General features: G+C 61.9%; 15 protein-coding genes and 1 riboswitch. Of the genes, 3 read left to right on the top strand and 12 right to left on the bottom strand.

What is annotated here, in order from left to right; translation table 11 throughout:
* Positions 1 to 102 precede the first annotated feature (102 nt).
* The gene (thiD, locus tag QRN04_RS13165) at positions 103 to 1623 is read right to left on the bottom strand and encodes a bifunctional hydroxymethylpyrimidine kinase/phosphomethylpyrimidine kinase (RefSeq protein WP_284976473.1); all 1521 of its coding nucleotides are present in this window, start codon (positions 1621 to 1623) and stop codon (positions 103 to 105) included.
* Positions 1613 to 1710: riboswitch (TPP riboswitch) on the bottom strand. It overlaps the preceding gene by 11 nt.
* A gap of 120 nt (positions 1711 to 1830) precedes the next feature.
* Positions 1831 to 4995 (bottom strand): Rne/Rng family ribonuclease, encoded by a 3165-nt coding sequence (locus QRN04_RS13160; protein ID WP_284976472.1) that lies wholly within the window; start codon positions 4993 to 4995, stop codon positions 1831 to 1833.
* 468 nt (positions 4996 to 5463) lie between these two features.
* Here QRN04_RS13160 and QRN04_RS13155 point away from each other — a divergent pair, with 468 nt between their 5' ends.
* Positions 5464 to 6147 (top strand): vitamin K epoxide reductase family protein, encoded by a 684-nt coding sequence (locus tag QRN04_RS13155; protein WP_284976471.1) that lies wholly within the window; start codon positions 5464 to 5466, stop codon positions 6145 to 6147.
* A gap of 100 nt (positions 6148 to 6247) precedes the next feature.
* Here QRN04_RS13155 and ndk read toward each other — a convergent pair whose 3' ends face one another.
* From ndk to QRN04_RS13130, 5 genes are all read right to left on the bottom strand, one after another.
* Positions 6248 to 6667 (bottom strand): nucleoside-diphosphate kinase, encoded by a 420-nt coding sequence (gene ndk / locus QRN04_RS13150; RefSeq protein WP_261607945.1) that lies wholly within the window; start codon positions 6665 to 6667, stop codon positions 6248 to 6250.
* Positions 6668 to 6708: 41 nt separating this feature from the next.
* Positions 6709 to 7161: a DUF4233 domain-containing protein gene (locus QRN04_RS13145; protein WP_284976470.1), complete on the bottom strand. Its 453-nt coding sequence runs from the start codon at positions 7159 to 7161 to the stop codon at positions 6709 to 6711.
* Between the two features lie 2 nt (positions 7162 to 7163).
* A complete protein-coding gene (locus QRN04_RS13140; protein WP_284976469.1) occupies positions 7164 to 8525 on the bottom strand; it encodes a bifunctional folylpolyglutamate synthase/dihydrofolate synthase in 1362 nt (453 codons plus the stop codon).
* A 3-nt stretch (positions 8526 to 8528) separates the two neighbouring features.
* Positions 8529 to 11861 carry an isoleucine--tRNA ligase gene (ileS, locus tag QRN04_RS13135; RefSeq protein ID WP_284976468.1) on the bottom strand — a complete coding sequence of 1111 codons (3333 nt, stop codon included), beginning with the start codon at positions 11859 to 11861 and terminating at the stop codon, positions 8529 to 8531.
* A 319-nt stretch (positions 11862 to 12180) separates the two neighbouring features.
* Positions 12181 to 12960 (bottom strand): SDR family oxidoreductase, encoded by a 780-nt coding sequence (locus QRN04_RS13130; protein WP_284976467.1) that lies wholly within the window; start codon positions 12958 to 12960, stop codon positions 12181 to 12183.
* Positions 12961 to 13044: 84 nt separating this feature from the next.
* Between QRN04_RS13130 and valS the strand changes: the two genes are divergently transcribed.
* Both valS and QRN04_RS13120 read left to right on the top strand, forming a co-directional pair.
* The gene (gene valS / locus QRN04_RS13125) at positions 13045 to 15666 is read left to right on the top strand and encodes a valine--tRNA ligase (protein ID WP_284976466.1); all 2622 of its coding nucleotides are present in this window, start codon (positions 13045 to 13047) and stop codon (positions 15664 to 15666) included.
* Between the two features lie 403 nt (positions 15667 to 16069).
* Positions 16070 to 16945, top strand: a complete 876-nt coding sequence (locus tag QRN04_RS13120) for an Fpg/Nei family DNA glycosylase (protein ID WP_284976465.1) — start codon at positions 16070 to 16072, stop codon at positions 16943 to 16945.
* A gap of 18 nt (positions 16946 to 16963) precedes the next feature.
* Here QRN04_RS13120 and QRN04_RS13115 read toward each other — a convergent pair whose 3' ends face one another.
* The 5 genes from QRN04_RS13115 to tig form a co-directional block, all read right to left on the bottom strand.
* On the bottom strand, positions 16964 to 17614 hold the full coding sequence (locus QRN04_RS13115) for a mycothiol-dependent nitroreductase Rv2466c family protein (RefSeq protein WP_502868794.1): 651 nt from the start codon (positions 17612 to 17614) through the stop codon (positions 16964 to 16966).
* An 80-nt stretch (positions 17615 to 17694) separates the two neighbouring features.
* Positions 17695 to 18984, bottom strand: a complete 1290-nt coding sequence (gene clpX, locus QRN04_RS13110; RefSeq protein ID WP_284976464.1) for an ATP-dependent Clp protease ATP-binding subunit ClpX — start codon at positions 18982 to 18984, stop codon at positions 17695 to 17697.
* A 202-nt stretch (positions 18985 to 19186) separates the two neighbouring features.
* On the bottom strand, positions 19187 to 19846 hold the full coding sequence (locus tag QRN04_RS13105) for an ATP-dependent Clp protease proteolytic subunit (RefSeq protein ID WP_284976463.1): 660 nt from the start codon (positions 19844 to 19846) through the stop codon (positions 19187 to 19189).
* A gap of 39 nt (positions 19847 to 19885) precedes the next feature.
* A complete protein-coding gene (locus tag QRN04_RS13100; RefSeq protein WP_284976515.1) occupies positions 19886 to 20509 on the bottom strand; it encodes an ATP-dependent Clp protease proteolytic subunit in 624 nt (207 codons plus the stop codon).
* Between the two features lie 233 nt (positions 20510 to 20742).
* On the bottom strand, positions 20743 to 22125 hold the full coding sequence (gene tig / locus QRN04_RS13095; RefSeq protein WP_284976462.1) for a trigger factor: 1383 nt from the start codon (positions 22123 to 22125) through the stop codon (positions 20743 to 20745).
* Positions 22126 to 22187 lie beyond the last annotated feature (62 nt).

The raw sequence follows: 22187 nt of genomic DNA, 5'->3' as shown, positions 1-22187 counted from the left end.
CGTGCCCGTCTAGCCTACAGGGTGATTGACCAATCGGACGATTCTATGCCGGCGCGCCGTCGGAAAGCCCGTGCGCCGTCGGAAAGCCTTCCCGCCCTTTCTTCAGGAGTAGAGCCTAGGCGCGTCGAAGAAAGCTGTCTCGTACCGGCAGGACTGCCTAAAGGCCTCCACCATGGCCTCGCGTTCCCGCGGGGAAGCTGCCGACGCCGCCGCGTCGGTGAAGTCAATGGCTTTCCGGGTGGCCGCGGCAAAACCTTCATCTGCATAGGTAGCCAGCCACGCTGCGTATGGATGGGCGGGGTTCGCACCGTCATCGATGTAGGCCGAGTGCAGCTGCTGTCCCACCTCGGCGTAGAGCCAGTAGCAGGGCAGCACTGCGGCCAGCACCACTGCGTAGCTGCCGGATGATGTTGCGGCCAGCAGGTGGTCCACGTAGGACTTGGTGACAGGCCCGGTTATGGTTGTCGCCGTCCTGGTGCTCAACCAGTTCCTGTGCAGCTCTGACTCGACCTCTAAGCACATCTGCGATCCCCGGGCCCAGAACAATTGCTCCTCCTCGGTGGGGGCAAGCGCACCTGCCCGGGCCAGCACCCTTGAGTAGCCGTTAAGGTAGAGGGCGTCCTGGGCGAGGTAGTACGTGAATTCCGTCTCGTCGAGCGCCCCGGACTGGAGGCCCTGGATGAAGCTGAGTCCGTAAATTGCCTCCAATTCAGGCCACGCCTCCCGCCAGAGAACCTTGGCAAACTCCCCCTGCTGGAGTCCTGTGTGGAGGTGGTGGAAGTGGTGCACAGGGCCTTTCCCGTGGCCTACACCGAGGACGTCGGACGTAGCCAGCGCCTGAAGTAACCATGGTTTTACTTCGCGCAGGGAGGCCTCCCAATTACCGGTGCGGACCTGGACTGTGGCTAATGCCGATGACAGGGAGCATCCGGTCCCGTGGCTGTTTACTGTCTCCACCCTGGCACCGGCCACCTCGATGACATCTTGGCCGAGGAGACCCGTGGTGTTAACGAGGGCGTCGGGGCATTCACTACCGGCCAGGTGGCCTCCCTTGACCAACACCGTGTTTCCGTACTCGGCCGCCAGACGCTTGCCTTGGTCCAGCGCCGTAGCCCAGTCCGTTGCCTCGGGCTCCCCCAACAGGACGGCGAGCTCAGGGAGGTTGGGGGTAACGAGGTCCGCAAGGGGCAGGAGTTCCCGCAAAGCTGACTCTGAGGATTCGCGCAGGAGCCGGTCGCCACTTGTGGCAACCATCACCGGATCTATCACCACGACGGCGGGACGCGTCTCTTCGAGCCAAGCCCGAACCTCGTTGATCACGGCGACGTCGCCGAGCATGCCAACCTTGACGGCGTCGACGGCGATATCGTCTCCGATGGCATCCAACTGTTGGCGCAAGAACTCAACCGGGGGGACGTGCACGGCACGGACGCCCATGGTGTTCTGTGCTGTCAAGGCCGTGATGGCCGCCATCCCGTAGCCCCCCTGCGCAGCGATGCTCTTGAGGTCCGCTTGTATCCCGGCGCCCCCGGACGGATCGGAGCCCGCGATGCTCAGCACGCGCGGTATGGAGCGACGCGAAAGGTTTAAAGGGTAAACGGCAGGGTATGGCGACGTTGTCATGGGACATCCCTTCGCCGGTGCTAACCGGACAGGTTCAACGGGTCTGGATCTCAGCCTGGCCTAATGCCGGCACCCCGTGTCAGTTCCCCAGCTTAACGGCCAAACCTGCCGCTGGGTAATTCGGAACGGCTCGGAACCGCGACCGGAACGGCAAAGGACCCGGCAACTCCGCGTAGGCGGAGTTGCCGGGTCCTTCAGGTGTTTGCGCTACAGTTCCGACGCCGGTACGCCGACTCCGAGGATGATGGGCTCATCCGATGAAGCTTTCTTGGCGGGCTCGGCCGGAGCCTTTGCCTCGTGGGCCGATCCGCCGGAAGCGGCGCCCACTGTGTGCTCCACGCTTGTCTCGTTGGCAGCTCCTTGGGCCCTGCTGGCGCTGCGGTTACGGCGGCCGCGGCGCGACCCGGAAGCAGGGGCACGGCCAAGGTCCTGCTGCGGGCCGGGAGCCGATGTTTCGGGCTCCGCTGCGGCGGGTGCCTGTTCAGCCGGTTCGTGTCCTGCGGGTGCCTGTTCTGCGGACGCCGGAGCCTCTCCCAGATGAGAGAAGGCCTCAGCCAAAAGGTCCAAGCTCATGGCCGGCTTGACCGCTGGTTCCTCGTGGTGTTCGACGAACGGAAGGGCAACTTCCTCGCCGCCAAATCGCAGAACCGGGGTTGAACGGGTCTCGGAGACCTCGCCCGCGGCAGGCTCTGCATCGGGCAGTCCGGTCTGGGTGGTTCCCGAAACGGGCTCGCCGGATTCGCCTTGGCGGTGCGCCAGCTCCTCAGTGCGGTGAACCTCGTCGTCGTGCAGGTGCGCGGCATGTGCCGCAGCTGCGATAGTCGCCAGCGCCGCCCTTGTGGCCTCCGCCTTGGCCTGGCGCACCGGGTCCTGGCTTTCCGTGGGTGCCGAAGGTGCCGGCGCAGGCATGTGGGCTGGAACAGCGGCTTCCACAGGCCCTTGTCCCCCACCCTTGCCGCGGCGACGCTTGCGATCGGTCCGGGCAGCGGGAGGCTGGGCCTCAGCGCTGGGCCGGTGATGCTCGGCTGCCACCACATTGGCGCGGCGGTGTTCCACAGGTTCGTCATGGGTCACGATGCCGCGGCCAGCGCAGTGTTCACACTGCTCGCCAAAGACCTCAAGCAGGCCGGTTCCCATGCGTTTGCGGGTCATCTGGACCAGCCCGAGGGAAGTCACCTCTGCCACTTGGTGCTTGGTACGGTCCCGCCCGAGGCACTCCACCATGCGCCGGAGAACCAAGTCACGGTTGGACTCCAGCACCATGTCGATGAAGTCGATCACGATGATGCCGCCGATATCCCGCAAGCGCAGCTGGCGCACTACTTCTTCAGCGGCTTCAAGGTTGTTCTTGGTGACTGTTTCCTCAAGGTTTCCGCCGCTGCCGGTGAACTTCCCGGTGTTGACGTCCACCACGGTCATCGCCTCGGTGCGGTCGATGACCAAAGAGCCACCTGAGGGGAGGAAGACCTTGCGCTCGAGTGCCTTGTGGATCTGCTCGTCGATGCGCCAGGCAGCAAAAATATCCTGGTCCTTGGTCCACTTTTCCAAACGTCCCACCAAGTCAGGCGCAACGTAGGTCACATAGGCCTCGATGGTGTCCCACGCGTCGTCGCCCGAGACAATCAGCTTGGAGAAGTCCTCGTTGAAGACGTCGCGGACAACCTTAATAGTGAGGTCCGGTTCGCCATAGAGCAGTTCCGGCGCCAAAACCTTGGTTGAGGACGCTTGGCCCTCGATGCCATCCCACTGTGCGCGCAAGCGGTTGATGTCATGGGTCAACTCTTCTTCCGAGGCTCCCTCGGCAGCTGTCCGGACGATAACGCCGGCGTGTTCGGGCAAACGGTCCTTCAGGATCCGCTTGAGGCGGTTGCGTTCGACGTCGGGAAGCTTGCGTGAGATACCGGTCATCGAACCGCCCGGCACGTACACCAGGTAGCGCCCGGGCAGGGAAATCTGGCTCGTCAGCCTGGCGCCCTTATGTCCCACCGGGTCCTTGGTCACCTGGACCAGCACGGAGTCACCGGACTTCAGCGCATTTTCGATCCGCCGGGGTTGGCCTTCGAGGTTGACGGCGTCCCAATTGACCTCGCCTGCGTACAGCACGGCATTCCGGCCGCGTCCGATGTCAACAAACGCAGCTTCCATGGAGGGCAGCACATTCTGGACCTTGCCCAGATAGACGTTCCCGATCAGGGAGTCCTGCTGGGTTTTGGACACGAAGTGCTCTGCCAGCACGCCATCCTCCAGGACGGCAATCTGAATCCTGTCGTCGCGCTGACGGACGATCATTTGCCGGTCCACGGACTCACGGCGGGCAAGGAACTCCGCCTCCGTGATGACCTGGCGGCGGCGTCCGGTCTCGCGGGACTCACGGCGCCTTTGCTTCTTGGCCTCAAGCCGCGTGGACCCCTTGACGCTGGTGACACGGTTGGACGGCGCAGCCTCCGTGACCGGGCGCGGCGCGCGGACCCGTGTCACCGTGTTGGGCGGGTCGTCATCGGTCCCACCGGTCAGTTCGAGGTCTTGGTCGCCACGGCGACGACGACGACGACGACGCGACGTCACGCCTTCCTCAAGTGCTTCCGCTCCCGGGGCGTCCTCATCATCGGACTCGGGCTCAGCGGAATCCTCGGGAGCATCGTTCTCTTCCCGTTCGGTCCCCCGACGGCCCCTGCGGCCACGGCTCCGGCGACGACGGCGGCTGCCTGCATCTTCAAGCTCATCGTCCGCCACGGCCTCAGCCGCTTCTTCCGGGTCGCTCGGCTTATCCCCCGGCGCCACAACGCGCGGCACGGTCGTCAGGTCGGGGGCCTGGAAAATCATGGACGTGATGGAGACCGGCTCAAGGAAGAGGGACGTCGAGGCGGACGCAGTTGCTTCCTGCTCCGGTGCCGGTTCCTGCTCCTGCTCTGGTGCGGGTTCCTGCGTGTCTGCTGCAGTCGGCGTCGTTATTTCCGCCGCCTCTTCAGGGGCAGCTTCTTCGGCTACGGGCGCCTCTGCGGCCTCGACCTTGGGCTTTGCGGTCCGACGACGGCGTACAGGCTTTTCGGGGGCAGCTTCAGCAGGCGCTTCGGGCTGGGATTCGGCAGCAGCTTCGGGCACGACGGCGGCTTCCTCGCCGAGGCCAGGCAACGGCTCAGTGGGTTCGGCCTTCTTGCGGGACCTTGTCCTGCGAACGGGCGCTGAGGCCTCGGCAATAGGCTCCTGAGCCCCAGCCTCGACGACCGTTGCTTCCGCCGTCGAGTCCGCGGCGGCCTCGACGGTCGCCTTTGGCGCAGCCTTGCGGCGGGTCCGGGTGGCTTTCTTAGGCACGTCCGCGGTTTCCGCGGGGGTTGCTTCGTCGTTAACAGCTACAACTTGGTCATTATCCATATGTGGCAACGCTCCTGCCCCAGCGACACCGCCACATCCGGCGCCCGGTGGGGCATTTATTGTCAAAACCCGCAGGCGTTGACAGAAGTCAGTAGTATGCCTTCCGGTTCGCACCATCATTGGGGTGCGGCAGCCCTCGAAGGCCGGCAGTTTTGCTCCGAAACCCGTTGTTTTGCTTTAACAACCAGGTGCCGTCCAGCGTTCTGGCGGGCCTACCGAGGATCACCAGATCCGGGCATGCCCTGCTCATGCTGGCGGTCTTGGGAACAAGCCACCGGACCGGAACCCGCATGTGGATCGGCTTCCAGCCATGTTCATTCTCTCACATCACCACGTAGTTCACCGGAAGCCCGCTGTGTCGCCTGGCTGCGCATGCCTCGGGGTTGCCCCCAGCCTCTACCGTTAGAATCCTCCCAAGAGCCGTTCCGGGGCAGGCCGGGCCACTTTTTGAAAAGGACTACATCCGCGATGCCAAGCACCGCCAGGGAAAACCTGGGCAATCAAGCTTCCACCAGGGCAGAAAACACGTCCAGCCAAGCTGAGGCGGCACCGAAGTCACTGCCCCGGATGGTTCGGGATAAGCCCTTTGGCTGGCTGTTGCTCATTACCGGCATTATCGGTTGGCTCGCATCCGGGGACTTGGTCTTGGAAAAGCTCGATGTGCTCAAGGACCCCAACCACATCACCGTCTGCGATGTGAATCCCTGGGTTTCCTGCGGGGAAGTGATGAAGACGCCGCAGAGCTCGGTGTTCGGCTTCCCCAATATGTTCATCGGAATCGTTGCTTTCGCCATCATCATCACCACCGCCATGGGACTTCTGGCCGGTGCAAAGTTCGGGCGCTGGTACTGGTTGGGCCTGCAAACAGGCGTGACCCTGGGGTTCATCTTTGTTGTGTGGCTATGGTCCCAAGCCCTGTACGTCATCAACATACTTTGCCCGCTCTGCATGGTGGTCTGGTCAATCATGATTCCCATGTTTGTCTGGGTGACCGTCCGGAACATTTCCCACGGAGTCATCCCAGCTCCTGCCGGTCTGGTAAAACTGCTCGGCGATACAGGGTGGATCATCGTGGCCTTGCTCTACGTAGCCGTCATCGCCACGATCTTCTTCGCTTTCCTCCACGTGTTTGCCGGCACCTCCGGTTACTGACCCCTCCGAAAATGCCCGCGAGGTGACAGTACTCGAGGCGACAGTAAAGGCCAATGTTCGTCATGAACATTGGCCTTTACTTTCACCTCGAAAAGCGTTCTTAGCTTGCGAACCAGATCTTGATCTCGCGCTCGGCGGATTCGACCGAATCTGAGCCGTGGACCAGGTTCTGCTGGACGGCAAGGCCCCAGTCACGGCCGAAGTCACCGCGAATGGTGCCGGGTGCCGCCGTCGTCGGGTCCGTGGTCCCTGCCAACGAACGGAAGCCTTCGATCACGCGATGCCCCTCGAAGACGGCAGCGATGACCGGTCCGCTGAGCATGAATTCAACCAGTGGCTCGTAGAACGGCTTGCCCACGTGTTCCTCATAGTGCTGTTCCAGCAGTTCGCGGGTTGCGTTGACCTTCTTCAGCTCTGCCAAGGTGTAGCCCTTGGCTTCGATCCGGGCCAGGATGCTGCCACTCAAGTTGCGCGCGACGCCGTCGGGCTTGACCAGGACAAGGGTCCGTTCAATGCTCACAGTTGCTCCAATACGGTTGGTTAGTGGGTTTCCCAGCCAGTTTACGGGGTTTGCGGGTCAGTCCCGTCATTGTGGGCAGCGGTCCATTCCGCTTGTTCCCGGTCCCGCTGTGCCACTTCCCGGTCGATCCTGATCCCCGTCCGGATCCCGTACCACCAGCAGATCGCGAACAGGATTCCGACCACGAACATGGTGGGCTCAGCCAAACCGGTCAGGATCAGCACTACCTGCAAAATCCAGCCGACGCCGATCCCCCACGGGCGGGACAACACGGCGCACGCCGCGATCAACACCACCGCCAAGGCTATGCCGACCCCAAGGATGATCGCTGGACTCACTTCGCCACGCTTCAGGCCAAAGACCACCAGCGTTCCGAAGAACGCCACAAAGGCTTCGAGCAGGAGGACGGTGGAAGCGAACATCACTTTGGTGGAGCGTCGCTTCTTGGGCATACCCGGGCGCCACTCACGCTGTGCTTTGGTCATTTTCACCATGGTCAGGCGCCGGCCTTTCCGAGAAGGATCCGAGCCTCGGCAACAACCGTGATCGAGCCGGTCACCAGCACGCCGCCAGCGAGGTCGTCATTGGATTCGGCGCGCTCAACGGCCCATTCAAGGGCGTCGTCGAGCTTTTCGGCTATATGCACGTTGTCCTCGCCGAAGCCGAGGTCGACGGCGAGCTCAGCCAGTTCCGCTGCGGGTACGGCGCGGGCCGAGTTCGACTGGGTGAAGCAGAATTCCTCGGCGAGGCCGCCAAGGGATTCCTTCAGGGTCTTCAGGATTTCCTCGGCGTCCTTCTCACGCAGGACCCCGACAACCACCACGAGCTTGCTGAAACTGAAGGCCTCTTGGATTGCCTCCGCAGAAACACGGATTCCCTCCGGATTGTGGGCCGCATCCACCACCACGGTCGGGGCGGTCCGCACTACTTCCAACCTGCCCGGCGAGGTGACGTTACCAAACGCCTCCTTGAGGACTTCGCCGTCGAGCTCTTTCTCTCCCCCACCGAAGAATGCTTCCAAAGCGGCCACGGCAACAGCGGCGTTCTCGGCTTGGTGGGCTCCATGGAGCGGAAGCAAGAGGTCCTCGTAGCGCCCGGCTAGTCCCTGGATGGTCAGCACCTGTCCACCAACAGCGACGCTGCGTGACTCCACGCCGAATTCAACGCCCTCGAAGCGGAACGGCACATCCACCTCACGGGCCTTTTCCAGGAGGACCTGCGCCGCGTCCACCGGCTGGGCCGCACTCACCAAGAAGCCGCCCGGCTTGATGATTCCGGCTTTCTCGTACGCAATGTCCTCGGTGGTGTCGCCCAAAAGGTCCGTATGGTCGAGCGAAATCGGCGTTATGACGGAGACCTGCCCGTCACCGACATTGGTGGCATCAGTGATGCCCCCAAGGCCTACCTCTATGACCGCTACATTTACGGGCTGGTCAGCAAAAACAGCAAATCCGAGAATGGTCAGGCACTCAAAGTAGGTCAGGCGCGGCTCGCCTTTAGCTTCGAGTTCGCTATCAACGATTTCCAAATACGGCCGGATCTCGTCCCAGATCCGCACGAACGTTGCGTCCGGCACGGGCTCGCCGTCAATGCTGATCCGCTCCGTCACCCTGGACAGGTGCGGGCTGGTGTAGCGGCCCGTGCTCAGGCCGTGGGCACGTAGCCCGGCCTCGATCATGCGCGCAGTGGAGGTCTTTCCGTTAGTGCCTGTGATGTGGATGATCGGGTAGGCCTTGTTCGGCTCCCCCAGCACGTCCATGGCACGGAACAACGGAGCAAGGCGAGGCTCCATCTTGTTTTCCGGTGCGCGGCCCAAAAGTTCCGCGTACACGCTTTCAACAGAGAATTCGTCAGTCATGGATCAGGCTCCTGCCTTGGTCACGGTGACCTGCGGTTCATCGACGCCGGCCAGCAGAACCTCGAGTTCGAGGCTCAGGGTCTCGGTTTTGACCAGTTCGGCATTGGCGTTGAGGGCATCGACAACGTCCTGGGCAGCCTCCACCGAGGTCCTGATCCGGTCACTGACGTTGAGCCCGGCATCCTTGCGTGCTTGCTGGATGGCACGGACCATGTCGCGGGCCAGGCCCTCTGCGGCGAGCTCAGGAGTGACCTCGGTGTTGAGGACCACGAAACCCCCGCCCGGCAAAACGGCCACCGCTTTGCTGGCGGCAGCACCGCCGTCGGACGCTTCCGCCACGACGGTCTCCAACGTGTATTCCTCGGGCTCGAGCTCAAGCCCGCCGGCCACAACCACACCGGCGTCATTGACTGACCAATCGCCGGATTTGGAGCCCTTGATGGCCTGCTGCACGTTCTTGCCCAAGCGAGGGCCGGCGGCACGGGCGTTGACCACCAGCTTCTGCTGGATGCCAAACTCCTCCGGCGACGCCGTAGCGGCGTCAAGCAGGCGCACGGAACGCAGGTTCAGTTCATCGGCGACGACGGCGGCGAAGCCTTCCAGCGCATCCGCGCCGGGTGCCACGACCGTCAGCTCCTGCAGCGGGAGCCGAACGCGCAGGTTGGCGCCCTTCCGCAGGCTCGAGCCCGTGGAGCAGATCTGCTGCACCCGGTCCATGGCCTCGACCAGGTCCGCGTCCGACGGGAACAGCGCATCGTCAGGCCAGTCGGCCAGGTGCACAGAACGCCCACGGGTCAGGCCGCGCCAGATCTCCTCGGTCACCAATGGCAGCAACGACGCCGCCACCCGGCAGATGGTCTCCAATGCGGTGTACAGCGCATCGAAGGCATCAACGTCCTCATCGAAAAAGCGCTGGCGGCTGCGGCGCACGTACCAGTTGGTCAGCATGTCCAAGTAACTGCGCAACTCGTCGCAGGCCCCGGAGATGTCGTAGCTGTCCAGGTTGGCGGTGACGTTGCGCACCAGGTCGCCGGTGTTGGCCATGAGGTACTGGTCCAAGGTGTCGGCGTAGCCGTCGTAGCGCAGCTTGGCGTCGTAACCGGAACCACCGTTGGCAGCATTGGTATACAGAGTAAAGAAGCTGTAGACGTTCCACAACGGAAGGATGACCTGGCGGACACCGTCCCGGATGCCCTGCTCGGTGACCACCAGGTTCCCACCGCGGAGGATGGGACTGGACATGAGGAACCACCGCATCGCATCCGAGCCGTCGCGGTCCAGGACCTCGGACACATCCGGGTAATTCCGCAGGCTCTTGGACATCTTCTGCCCATCGGAGCCCAGCACGATGCCGTGGCTGATGACGTTCCGGAAGGCCGGACGGTCGAACAACGCCGTGGACAGGATGTGCAGCATGTAGAACCAGCCACGGGTCTGGCCGATGTACTCCACGATGAAGTCGGCCGGGTTGTGGGTGTCGAACCACTCCTCGTTCTGGAATGGGTAGTGCACCTGGCCATAGGGCATGGAGCCGGAGTCGAACCAGACATCCAGGACATCCTCCACGCGGCGCATGGTGGACTGTCCCTCTTCCGGTGTCCGCGGATCGTCCGGGTTGGGCCGGGTCAGTTCGTCGATGAACGGGCGGTGCAGGTCCACCTGTCCCTCGTTGTTGAGCGGAAGGCGGCCAAAGTCGGCTTCGAGGTCGGCAAGCGAACCATAGACATCGGTGCGTGGGTACTCGGGGTCATCGGACTGCCACACAGGGATGGGTGAACCCCAGTACCTGTTACGGCTGATGGACCAGTCGCGGGCATTTTCCAACCATTTGCCGAACTGGCCGTCCTTGACGTTACCGGGGATCCAGTTGATCTCCTGGTTCAGCTCGGACATGCGGTCCTTGAACTTGGTGACTTCCACATACCAAGAGGAAACGGCGCGGTAGATCAGCGGGTTCCGGCAGCGCCAGCAGTGCGGGTAGCTGTGCTCATAGCTGGCCTGGCGGACCAGGCGCCCGTCGGCCCGGAGCACCTGGGTGATGGGCTTGTTGGCTTCAAAGACCTGGAGGCCCACGATGTCCGCGAGGCGGCCGTGGGCGAACAAGGGAAGGAATTTGGCGCCCTCGTCCACGGACAGGACCACCGGAATTCCGGCTTCTTCACAAACCTTCTGGTCGTCCTCACCATAGGCCGGAGCCTGGTGAACGATGCCCGTGCCGTCGGTGGTGGTGACGTACTCGGCCACCAGGATGCGCCAAGCGTTCTGGGTGCCGTACTTTTCAGTATCGGCAAAGTCATCCCACAGCGGCTCGTACTCGAGCCCTTCCAGCTCGGAACCCTCGTAGGTGGCCGTAACAGCGCCCGCTGCGGCAGCCACGCCGTCGGCCCCGTCACCGTAGCCCAAATCCTTGGCGTAGGACCCCAAGAGGTCGGCAGCCAGCAAGAAGCTGCCAGTTACCGGCGCCTCCGCCGAAGCGGCCTTGATGCCGTTCGGTCCCGCAGGCAAGACCGCGTAGGAGATGTCAGGCCCGACGGCGAGCGCAGCGTTGGTAGGCAGCGTCCAGGGCGTGGTGGTCCAGGCGAGCGCCTGTACACCGCCCAGTTCCTTGGAAAGTTCGGATTCCCCCGCCTTGATGGGGAAGGTTACTGTGACTGTCTGGTCCTGGCGGTTCTTGTAGACATCATCATCCATGCGGAGTTCATGGTTGGAGAGCGGCGTCTCGTCTTTCCAGCAGTACGGCAGGACGCGGTAGCCGTTGTAGGTCAAGCCCTTCTCGTGCAGCTGCTTGAATGCCCAGAGAACCGACTCCATGTACTCGACGTTGAGGGTCTTGTAGTCATTCTCGAAGTCGACCCAACGGGCTTGGCGGGTGACGTAGGCCTTCCACTCATTGGCGTACTTCATGACGGAGGCGCGGCAGGCGTCATTGAATTTGTCGATGCCCATGGCCTCGATCTGGGTCTTGTCCGTCATGCCCAGTTGCTTCATGGCTTCGAGCTCGGCCGGCAGCCCGTGGGTGTCCCAGCCGAAGCGGCGCTCCACGCGCTTGCCGCGCTGGGTCTGGTAGCGGCCGACGAGGTCTTTGGCGTAGCCGGTCAGCAGGTGGCCGTAGTGCGGCAGGCCATTAGCGAAGGGAGGGCCGTCGTAGAAGACGAATTCGTTGCTGCCGGCCGTCCCACCGGGAAGATCGGTGTCGCGCTGGTCGATGCTGGCTTGGAAGGTGCCGTCTTCATCCCAGTATTTGAGGATGCGTTCTTCGATTTCCGGGAACTTCACGGAAGCGGACACGCCGTGCGTGCCGGAAGAAGACGCTGAGGCCTTGGGGTAGTGGGTCATCTCATATCCTGTGATAGCTGGTGGACTGTCAGGATGCGAGGACGGCTCCTGTTCCGCTTGTCAGCGACACGGGTACCGCGGTACCACCTCACTTACCGGAACATGACGATCCGGCCGCTCATTACTGCTGTGACGGGCTTACCCGTCCGGTTCTACTTGGCTTGGATGCTCATACGGTTTCCCGCCGGGCGTTCTGTGCCGTTCTTCCGGAAGCTCACCGGTGATAGCCGGGTCGAAGCTGGTCCTTTTAGTCTAGCGGCAGCGGAGCGTTGGGCTCTACTCGGCCGCCCGTGAGCCTGCAGCGACCTTCGTGGGTGCTTTAGCCCTCTTTGCGGATCAGCTTATGGTTGGCCGCCTGGGCCACGGGGCGCACGGTGATGTGGTCCAAGTTGATGTGATGCGGCAAGGAGACTGCGTACTTGACGACGTCGGCCACGTCCTGGGCGGTGAGGGGCTTCTCTACCCCGGCGTAGACCTTTGCGGCCGCTTCTTTGTCCCCGAGCCGGTTCAGTGCGAATTCCTCGGTGTAGACCAAGCCTGGCGCTACTTCGATAACCCTCAGGTTGTTGCCCACTTCTTCCAGGCGCAACGCGTTGGTCATGGCGTGCTGGGCGAATTTGGCGGCGTTATAGCCGCCGCCGCCCTCGTACGCCGCGAGCGCAGCGGTGGAAGTCAGGTTCAGAACCGTGCCCTCGCCGTTCTCGCGCAGCATCGGTAGGAAGGCCCTGGTGATCTTCATGGTGCCAAGGACGTTCACCTTGTACATCCAGTCCCAATCTTCGCTATCGGCATTGGCGATAGTGTCCGCACCACGAGCGCCGCCGGCGATGTTGATGAGGGTGTCAGCACCTCCGGCTTCGGTGACCGCCGCGAGCAGGGCCGCGACGTCGTCGTCGTGCGTGATATCCGCAGCGAACGGAACCGCTCCGGTCTGGGTACCTAACGCCTGGAGCCGGTCGGCCCTGCGTGCCACCGCGAATACCTTCCATCCTGCGTCGGCCAAGGCCCTGACCGTCGCCTCGCCGATGCCGGTGCTGGCGCCCGTGACGACGGCGGTTTTGTTCAACGCTGCGGAGTTGTTGTGTGAAGGCAAAGTCATGGAACCACCATATCCGGCGCGCAATGCCATCGGCTGGCTAACCCGTGAGATTCAGCAGGCAGGAACCCATGAAACAATTGGTCCATGGCTGAATCAACGCAGGGTACAGACACGCCCGCCACCGCCCCGATCAACGTTCCCGACAAGCCGGCCCTTGAAGGCCTGGAGGCTGCTCTGACGCAGCGCTGGCTGGAAGAAGGAACCTACAAGTTCAACCCGGACACCACCCGGGAGCAGGTCTACTCGATCGACACTCCCCCGCCTACGGCTTCCGGCTCGCTCCACGTGGGCCACATGTTCTCCTTCACCCAGACCGACGTCCAGGCCCGCTACATGCGCATGACGGGGAAGAACGTCTTCTACCCCATGGGTTGGGACGACAACGGCCTGCCAACGGAGCGCCGCGTCCAGAACTACTACGGTGTGCGTTGCGATCCTGCCATTCCTTACAAAGCTGACTACACTCCCCCGGCCCAGCCGGCTAAGAACCAGCGCGATTTCGACGTCGTTTCCCGCCAGAACTTCATCGAACTGTGCGAGGAACTTGCCGTTGAGGACGAAAAAGTCTTCGAGAACCTGTTCCAGACCCTTGGCTTGTCCGTGGACTGGGACCTGACGTACCGAACCATCGACGACACCTCGCGGGCGGTCTCCCAGCGTGCTTTCCTGGCCAACTTGTCCGCCGGCGATGCCTACATGGCCGAAGCCCCCACGCTGTGGGACGTAACGTTCCGCACGGCCGTGGCACAGGCCGAGCTCGAAGACCGCGAAGTGGCGGGTGCCTACTACCGCTACCCGTTCTTCACCGAAGACGGCGAGAAGATCTTCATCGAGACCACCCGGCCGGAACTTCTCGCGGCTTGCGCGGCTTTGGTTGCCAACCCCGACGACGAGCGGTACCAGCCCTTGTTCGGCAAGACCGTGAAGTCTCCCCTGTTCGACGTCGAGCTTGAAGTCAAGGCACACCCGCTCGCAAAGGCGGACAAAGGCTCCGGCATTGCAATGGTCTGTACGTTCGGTGACCTGACCGATGTCACGTGGTGGCGTGAGCTGCAGCTTCCCACCCGGGCCATCATGGGCCGTGACGGCCGGATCCTTGCCGAAACTCCGGAGTGGATCACCACTGAGGCCGGGAAGGAAGCCTACGCCGCCATCGCAGGCAAGACTGCCTTCTCTGCCAAGGAAGCGGTAGTGGACCTGCTCAAGGCCGCGGACCTGCTCGATGGCGAACCCAAGAAGATCACCCACCCCGTGAACTTCTTCGAGAAGGGCGACAAGCCACTTGAAGTTGTCACGTCCCGCCAGTGGTACATCCGCAACGGCGGCCGCGATGAGGAGCGCCGCGAACGCCTGATCGGCCGCGGCCAGGAGATCGACTTCCACCCCGCGTTCATGCGCTCCCGCTATGAGAACTGGATCGCCGGCCTCAACGGTGACTGGCTGGTATCCCGCCAACGCTTCTTCGGCGTGCCGATTCCCGTCTGGTATCCCCTCGATGCCCAAGGCAACCCGGACTACGACAACCCGATCCTGCCCTCCGATGAGATGCTCCCGGTGGACCCCGCCGCGGATGCTGCCCCGGGATATGAGGAGTCGCAGCGCGATCAGGCCGACGGGTTCACGGGCGACGCCGATGTCTTGGACACGTGGGCTACCTCTTCGTTGACACCACAGATCGTGGGTGGCTGGAGCCGGGACGAAGAACTGTTCTCCAAGGTCTTCCCCTTCGACCTCCGCCCGCAGGGCCACGACATCATTCGCACTTGGCTGTTCTCGTCTGCCGTACGCGCAGACGCATTGCAGAACACCGCTCCTTGGAAGCACGCTGCCATCTCCGGCTGGATCCTGGACCCCGACCGCAAGAAGATGTCCAAGTCCAAGGGCAATGTTGTGGTGCCCACTGATGTGCTCAACGAGTACGGATCCGACGCCGTGCGCTACTGGGCTGCGTCCGCCAAGCTGGGAGCCGATACCGCCTACGAGATCGCCCAGATGAAGATAGGCCGCCGCCTTGCCATCAAGTTGCTCAACGCATCCAAGTTCGTCCTCAACCTTGGCGCTACGGAAAACTCAGTGGCCACGTCCGACCTGTCGGTCGTGACCAACCCACTGGACCGTGCCCTGCTCGCCCAGTTGTCCGACGTCGTCGCGCAGTCCACCAAGGCGTTCGACAACTACGATTACGCCCGTGCCCTGCAGATCACCGAAACGTTCTTCTGGCAGTTCACCGACGACTACGTGGAACTCATCAAGGACCGCGCGTACGGTGCTGCAGGTGAGGCGGAGCAGGCTTCGGTCCTAGCGGCCCTTGCCACCACCCTCGATGCCCTGCTGCGGTTGTTCGCCCCGTTCCTGCCCTTCGCCACTGAGGAGGTCTGGGGCTGGTGGCGTAACGGTTCCGTCCACCGCGCCCAGTGGCCGGCGGCCCTGGAAATCAACGACGGCGACACCACCATGCTGGGCACTGTGGGCGTTGCCCTCAGCGGCATCCGCAAGGCGAAGTCCGAGGCCAAGGTAAAGCAGCGCACGGCCGTTCTCTCAGCGTCCATCTCGGCATCGGAACTGCTGATTGCACAACTCAAAGCCGGCTTGGGCGACCTCAAGGCTGCCGCCAACGCCCAGGAAATTGCTTTGCTGGCGGGCGACGGCGATCTGACCGTCAGCGACGTTGTCCTCGCTCCGGCAGAGGAAGCGCCCGCGTCCTAGGACACAGGTCACAGGTCGAGTCCACAGGTCGAGTCCACAGGCCCTGGTTTTTGGGCAAAGGGGAAGCCCCATCAGCGTTTTGCCGTTGGTGGGGCTTCGACTTTGCGGCTGTCTGGTGACGTCTTGACAGTCTGGCGGAATCCTTGGACTTTCAGGTCTTCCTACCTCGTCACTGGTAGCTTGCTTCCAACTTTGCCAAAGGCTGCGTTGGTTGCATGTCACTGAATCTTCGGTTTCCGTGTCCCTCATCTTTCGAAGTGGGTAAGAACAATTGTTGTCCCGCTGACGGGGATGCACAAGGCCTTCGGCTGAACTACACATCTGTAGTTCAGGGCGCCGTCATCGGGCCTCTCGGGCCGCCTCCCCTGCCGCGGGAAGACCATCTTGTGGCAGAGTATGACCCATGCCGGAACTGCCCGAAGTGCACGGCTTGTGCATGTACCTGGACACGCAACTCCATGGAAGCGTGCTGAGCGAAGTCCGAATAAATTCGTTCTCAGCCCTCAAAACCGCGGACCCTCCCTACACTGAGCTCCAAGGCCGAACAATCCGCGGGGTGAAGCGGCTCGGGAAGTTTGTCTGCATCGACACCGAGGGGCTCTTCTTCGTGTTTCACCTGGCAAAGGCCGGCTGGGTTCGATACACAGAGCATCCGTCCTCAGCCGGGTTGCGCATGGGCAAAAGCAACATCTCAGCGAGGCTCCTGCTTCACAGACCTTCCGATGATGCCCACATAGGCTTGGACCTGACCGAAGCTGGAACCAAGAAAAGCCTGGCCATCTATGTGGTCCGGGATCCGCAGGAAGTGCCCGGGATCGCAACCCTGGGACCCGAACCGCTCAGCCCTGACTTCGACGTCGACGCCCTCGCAGCGATTCTCGCTTCGAGCTCCCAGCAAATCAAAGGACTGTTGCGCAGCCAAAGCGTCATCGCCGGCATTGGAAATGCCTACAGCGACGAGATCCTCCATGCCGCGAAAATATCCCCTTTCGCCAACTCCAAGTCTCTGGATCAAAAGACTGTGGCGCGCCTCTATGAGTCGATGCAGGAAGTTTTGGTGGGAGCCGTCAACGCTGCCGCGGGAAAACCATCCAACGAACTGAAGGACACCAAGCGCAGTAACTTCCGCGTGCATGCACGGACCGGGCAGCCATGCCCGGTGTGCGGAGATACAGTCAGGGAGGTGTCCTTCGCGGACACCTCCCTGCAGTATTGCGCAACCTGTCAGACCAACGGGAAAATCCTCGCGGACCGAAGAACGTCACGGTTCCTCAAATAGGGCTGACAGAGGCTCCGGTTAGTGGAACTCGGGGCTCTCGGTGCGGCTGCGCTTCAGTTCAAAGAAATGCGGATATCCGGCGAGTGTGACGGTGGCGTCCCATAGCTGACCCGCTTCTTCGCCACGCGGGATGCGGGTGAGTACCGGACCAAAAAACGCGGTGCCATTGACGGCCACCACCGGAGTTCCCACATCTTGGCCCACCAGTGAGATACCTGCCTCATGGCTGGCCCGGAGCTGTGTGTCGTACTCATCGGAATCGGCGAACCTGGCCAGATCGGCAGGGAGCCCCACCTCGGCCAGCGCCTTCTGGATAACGGCCGCCCGATCCTTGTTGCCTTCATCGTGGATCTGCTGACCCATGGCGTCGTACAAGGCTTTGACGTAGCTGTTGCCGTGCAGTTCCTGAGCCGCAATGATCACACGAACCGGGCCCCAACTCTCGTCCATCATGGCCCTGTACTCGTCCGGGAGGTCGCGATCCTCGTTAAGGACGGACAGGCTCATGACGTGCCACTCGGTGTCAATGCCGCGCACCTGTTCCACTTCGCCGATCCACCGGGACGTGACCCAAGCGAACGGACAGATGGGGTCGAACCAGAAGTCGGCCTTGTTGGTGGATGTGACGGGCGCAGTGATGTCTTCGGGCACAGAAATATCTTCGGACACAGTAACTCCTTGGGAGCTTGGGAAACACGGGTTTGTGGGTCAATCCCGGAGGAGACCCCTTCGCTTAGCCAAACAGAAGGTTAGGCAGACTTATTCCGGCGCTTCGCCACGACGTCGTGGGCAATCATGGTGGGCTGTGCCTTCTTGCTCACTACATCGGCCGTGATGACCACCGCACCGATATCGTCCCGGCTGGGGAGATCGAACATGACAGGCAGCAGGACTTCTTCCATGATGGCGCGCAAGCCACGGGCGCCCGTGCCACGCTCAAGGGCCTGATCGGCGATGGCATCCAGCGCGTCCTGATCGAATTGCAGCTCCACTCCATCGAGCTGGAACATCTTCTGGTACTGCTTCACCAGGGCATTCTTGGGTGTGGACAGAATCTGAATGAGTGCGGGCCTGTCCAAACTTGAGACAGTGGTGATCACGGGGAGACGACCGATGAACTCGGGGATCAGACCGAACTTCAACAGGTCCTCGGGCATGACCTCGCCGTAGGTGTCCACCTTGTCCCGGGAGTCATTCAAAGGCGCCCCGAAACCGATGCCTTTACGTCCGGACCTGGAACCAATGATGTCCTCGAGGCCGGCGAAGGCGCCAGCGACGATGAACAGGACGTTAGTGGTATCGATTTGGATAAACTCCTGATGCGGATGCTTCCGACCGCCCTGTGGCGGTACTGAGGCGACCGTGCCTTCCAAGATCTTCAACAGTGCTTGCTGCACACCTTCACCGGAGACATCCCGGGTAATGGAGGGATTCTCGCTCTTACGCGAGATCTTATCGATCTCGTCGATATAGATAATGCCTTGTTCGGCCTTTTTGACGTCGTAGTCCGCCGCCTGAATCAGCTTCAGGAGGATATTCTCAACATCCTCACCTACATAACCGGCCTCAGTGAGAGCCGTGGCATCGGCCACGGCGAACGGCACGTTGAGCCGGCGAGCGAGCGTCTGGGCAAGATAGGTTTTCCCGCAACCGGTAGGCCCTATCAGCAAGATGTTCGACTTGGCGATCTCCACATCCTCGTGATGTGAGCCTTCGCCCAAGCTACCGGACTTCGGCGCGTGGCCGGCTTGGATGCGCTTGTAGTGGTTGTAGACGGCAACAGCCAAAGACCGTTTGGCCGGTTCCTGGCCAATGACGTATTCCTGCAGGAAGTCGAAGATCTCGCGAGGCTTAGGCAACTCGAAGCTGCCGAGGTCAGAAACCTCCGCCAACTCCTCTTCGATGATCTCGTTGCACAACTCGATGCACTCATCGCAGATGTACACACCGGGCCCGGCAATCAGCTTCCGAACCTGCTTTTGGCTCTTCCCGCAGAAAGAACACTTCAGCAGATCCGTGCTCTCGCCAATCCGAGCCATGTGGAAATCCCTTCGTTGCAAACGGGTGATGCAGCTGAGCGCCGCCATCAAGTGTGCGGCGAAGCCGCGGCCAACATCACCGTGACACCATCCACTCTAGGTCACGATGGGGTGCATCGGTGGAAAGAGAACGCCGGTGCGGTTCACATTTCCCGAACCGCACCGGCGCGCACTACTGATTCTTGCTGTCCGTCTCCCGCTACTATCGGGTGATTGCCTGGGGCTTGATCTTCCGGGAATCGAGAACCTGGTCGATCAACCCATAGGACATCGCCTCGGCAGCGGTCAGGATCTTGTCGCGCTCAATGTCATTGTTGACCTGCTCGGACGTCCGGCCTGAGTGGTGCGCCAGCGTGTCCTCGAGCCATGTCCGCATGCGCATGACTTCCGCCGCCTGGATCTCAAGGTCCGACGCCTGGCCGCCCTGGCCACCGGAGAGGGCGGGCTGGTGGATCAGCACGCGGGCGTTCGGCAGGGCCAAGCGCTTCCCCGGGGTACCTGCAGCGAGCAATACGGCTGCCGCACTGGCTGCCTGGCCGAGGCATACCGTCTGGATCTCCGGACGGATGTACTGCATGGTGTCGTAGATGGCCGTCATGGCCGTGAACGACCCACCAGGCGAGTTGATGTACAGCGTGATGTCGCGATCCGGGTCCGTTGACTCAAGGACCAGAAGCTGGGCCATGATGTCGTCCGCGGAAGCATCGTCAACCTGCACCCCAAGGAAGATGATGCGGTCCTCAAAGAGCTTGGTGTAGGGATCCTGTCGCTTGAAGCCATACGGCGTGCGCTCTTCAAACTGGGGCAGGACATAGCGGCTGGACGGGAGATTACCGGCAGACCATCCGAAGTTGTAGTTCATGTTCTTTACTCCTGGGGTTTCAGTGGTTCGTGATGCCGGTTAGTTCTCGGAGTTCGACTCGCCGTTCGCCTGGTTAGCCGTTCCACCGCCGCCTGCAACCGAGCCGGCGTGCGCCGAGATCTTGTCGAAAAAGCCGTATTCCAGCGCTTCTGCGGCCGTGAACCACTTGTCGCGGTCGTTGTCCTTGAGGATGGTCTCCACAGTCTGCCCGGTTTGATCTGCAGTGAGCTCGGCCATGACTTTCTTCATGTGGAGGATAAGTTCCGCCTGGATCTTGATGTCGGAGGCCGTTCCGCCGATGCCGCCGGACGGCTGGTGCATCAGGATGCGCGCATTTGGCGTCGCGTAGCGCTTTCCCTTGGTACCGGATGACAGAAGGAACTGGCCCATGGAGGCAGCCAACCCGGTGGCTACCGTCACGACATCGTTCGGGATGAACTGCATGGTGTCATAGATGGCCATACCGGCAGTGACCGAACCACCGGGCGAGTTGATGTAAAGGTAGATGTCCTTCTCGGGATCCTCGGCCGAAAGGAGGAGGAGCTGCGAGCAGATGGCGTTGGCGTTCTCGTCACGGACTTCAGAGCCGAGCCAGATGATGCGCTCTTTCAGCAGGCGGTTATAAATGTAGTTGTCCTGGGCTGCGGGATCGACAGTTGCCATCCGGGGAGCCTCTGATTGCTGTGACATAAGTACTTACCTCTCGCTGGTGTCAGTGATTTCACTGAACTTCACTGAACTTCACTACTTGGACACTAACCGTTTTGAACGGCGATTTGTTCGCCGGAATCGCACTGTTCGCTGACGGCGCACGTCTGCGTTCAGCACCGGTGTTCAGCCTTAAAAGCAAACCGACCCCGGATCATGTGATCCGGGGTCGGTTTTGTTGCTGAGTGCTAGAACTTCACAGCAGCCGGGTCGTCGTTGGCGGCGACGACAGAGTCTTCGGCCTGCTCCTCGGTGTCGATGTCCTCTGTGGCGACGTCGCCTGCGGGGCGGACGAAGCTCGTGAGGTCAACCTTGTTGCCTTCGGCGTCAACAACCTCGGCCTGGCCCAGGACTACGGCCAGAGCCTTACGACGGCGAACCTCGGAAACCATCATGGGAACCTGGCCGCTCTGATCAATGATCTGGGCGAACTGGTTCGGATCCATGCCGTACTGGCTTGCGGTGGTGACGATGTAGTCGATCAGCTCGTTCTGGCTGACGTCCACTTCTTCCTTGTCAGCAATGGCGTCCAGGATGATTTCGTTCTGGAACGCGCGCTGGGCGTTGGCCTTGACTTCGGCGCGGTGCTCTTCGGTGTCGTGGTCGCCTTCACCGTGGGCGTTCTCCTGGTTGAAGTGCGCCTCGATCTGCTCTTCGACAACAGACTCCGGAACCGGCACCTCAACGAGCTCAACGAGCTTGTCCAGGACCTTGTCCCGAGCCTCAACACCCTGTCCCACTACCTTGGACTCGGCAGCCTGCTTGGCTAGGTCCTCGCGGAGTTCGCCAATGGTGTCGAACTCGGAGGCCAGCTGGGCGAAGTCATCGTTGGCCTCGGGGAGTTCGCGCTCCTTGACGGCCTTAACAACAACCTTTACCTGGGCGGCTTCGCCGGCGTGGTCGCCACCAACGAGCGTGGTGTCGAAGATTGCTTCTTCATCGGCAGAGAGGCCGGTGACGGCTTCGTCGAGGCCTTCAAGCATGGTGCCGGCACCAACCTGGTAGGACAGCCCTGCCGCGGAGTCGATTTCTTCGCCGTCGATCGTGGCGGTGATGTCGATGGTGAGGAAGTCGTCGTTTTGCGCCGGACGCTCCACGGACTTCAACGTGCCAAAGCGGCCACGCAGTTCATCGAGCGCCTTGTCGACGTCGGCCTCGGAGGATTCGGTGGAGGCAACCTCAACCTTGATCCCGGCGTAGTCCGGCAACTCGATCTCAGGGCGGACGTCAACCTCGACCTGGAACTTGAGCTCTCCATCAGTGGAGGAAGGGTCCGGAACTTCGGTGATCTCGACCTCGGGACGGCTCAGCGGGCGAACGCCGGTTTCCTGAACAGCCGTCTGGTACCAACCGTTAAGGCCGTCATTGATTGCGGTCTCCAGCACGTAGCCACGGCCGACACGCTGGTCGATGAGCTTGGAGGGAACTTTGCCCTTGCGGAACCCGGGAACCTGGATCTGCGAAGCAACGGTCTTGTACGCGGCATCGATGCTCGGCTTCAGTTCCTCAAAGGGAACCTCAACGTTGAGCTTGACCCGCGTTGCGGTGAGGTTCTCGACAGCGCTCTTCACAGTCTAAGTACTCCTGATTTTGTGGGTATGGGGTTCTGTCGCATCCCTGAAGCGGACACAAA

Source organism: Arthrobacter sp. efr-133-TYG-104 (assembly GCF_030208915.1).
Lineage (GTDB): Bacteria > Actinomycetota > Actinomycetes > Actinomycetales > Micrococcaceae > Arthrobacter.
Note: the sequence above shows the minus strand (reverse complement) of the source record. Positions and strands in the feature narration are given on the sequence as shown.

Excerpts from the sequence above, each read along its gene's own strand:
- QRN04_RS13100 (WP_284976515.1), bottom strand. The coding sequence starts at position 20,509 with ATGGCAACTGTCGATCCCGCAGCCCAGGACAACTACATTTATAACCGC.
- QRN04_RS13105 (WP_284976463.1), bottom strand. The coding sequence starts at position 19,846 with ATGAACTACAACTTCGGATGGTCTGCCGGTAATCTCCCGTCCAGCCGC.
- ileS (WP_284976468.1), bottom strand. The coding sequence starts at position 11,861 with ATGACCCACTACCCCAAGGCCTCAGCGTCTTCTTCCGGCACGCACGGC.
- QRN04_RS13140 (WP_284976469.1), bottom strand. The coding sequence starts at position 8,525 with ATGACTGACGAATTCTCTGTTGAAAGCGTGTACGCGGAACTTTTGGGC.
- QRN04_RS13145 (WP_284976470.1), bottom strand. The coding sequence starts at position 7,161 with ATGGTGAAAATGACCAAAGCACAGCGTGAGTGGCGCCCGGGTATGCCC.
- clpX (WP_284976464.1), bottom strand. The coding sequence starts at position 18,984 with ATGGCTCGGATTGGCGAGAGCACGGATCTGCTGAAGTGTTCTTTCTGC.
- thiD (WP_284976473.1), bottom strand. The coding sequence starts at position 1,623 with ATGACAACGTCGCCATACCCTGCCGTTTACCCTTTAAACCTTTCGCGT.
- QRN04_RS13130 (WP_284976467.1), bottom strand. The coding sequence starts at position 12,960 with ATGACTTTGCCTTCACACAACAACTCCGCAGCGTTGAACAAAACCGCC.
- QRN04_RS13155 (WP_284976471.1), top strand. The coding sequence starts at position 5,464 with ATGCCAAGCACCGCCAGGGAAAACCTGGGCAATCAAGCTTCCACCAGG.
- QRN04_RS13120 (WP_284976465.1), top strand. The coding sequence starts at position 16,070 with ATGCCGGAACTGCCCGAAGTGCACGGCTTGTGCATGTACCTGGACACG.
- QRN04_RS13160 (WP_284976472.1), bottom strand. The coding sequence starts at position 4,995 with ATGGATAATGACCAAGTTGTAGCTGTTAACGACGAAGCAACCCCCGCG.
- valS (WP_284976466.1), top strand. The coding sequence starts at position 13,045 with ATGGCTGAATCAACGCAGGGTACAGACACGCCCGCCACCGCCCCGATC.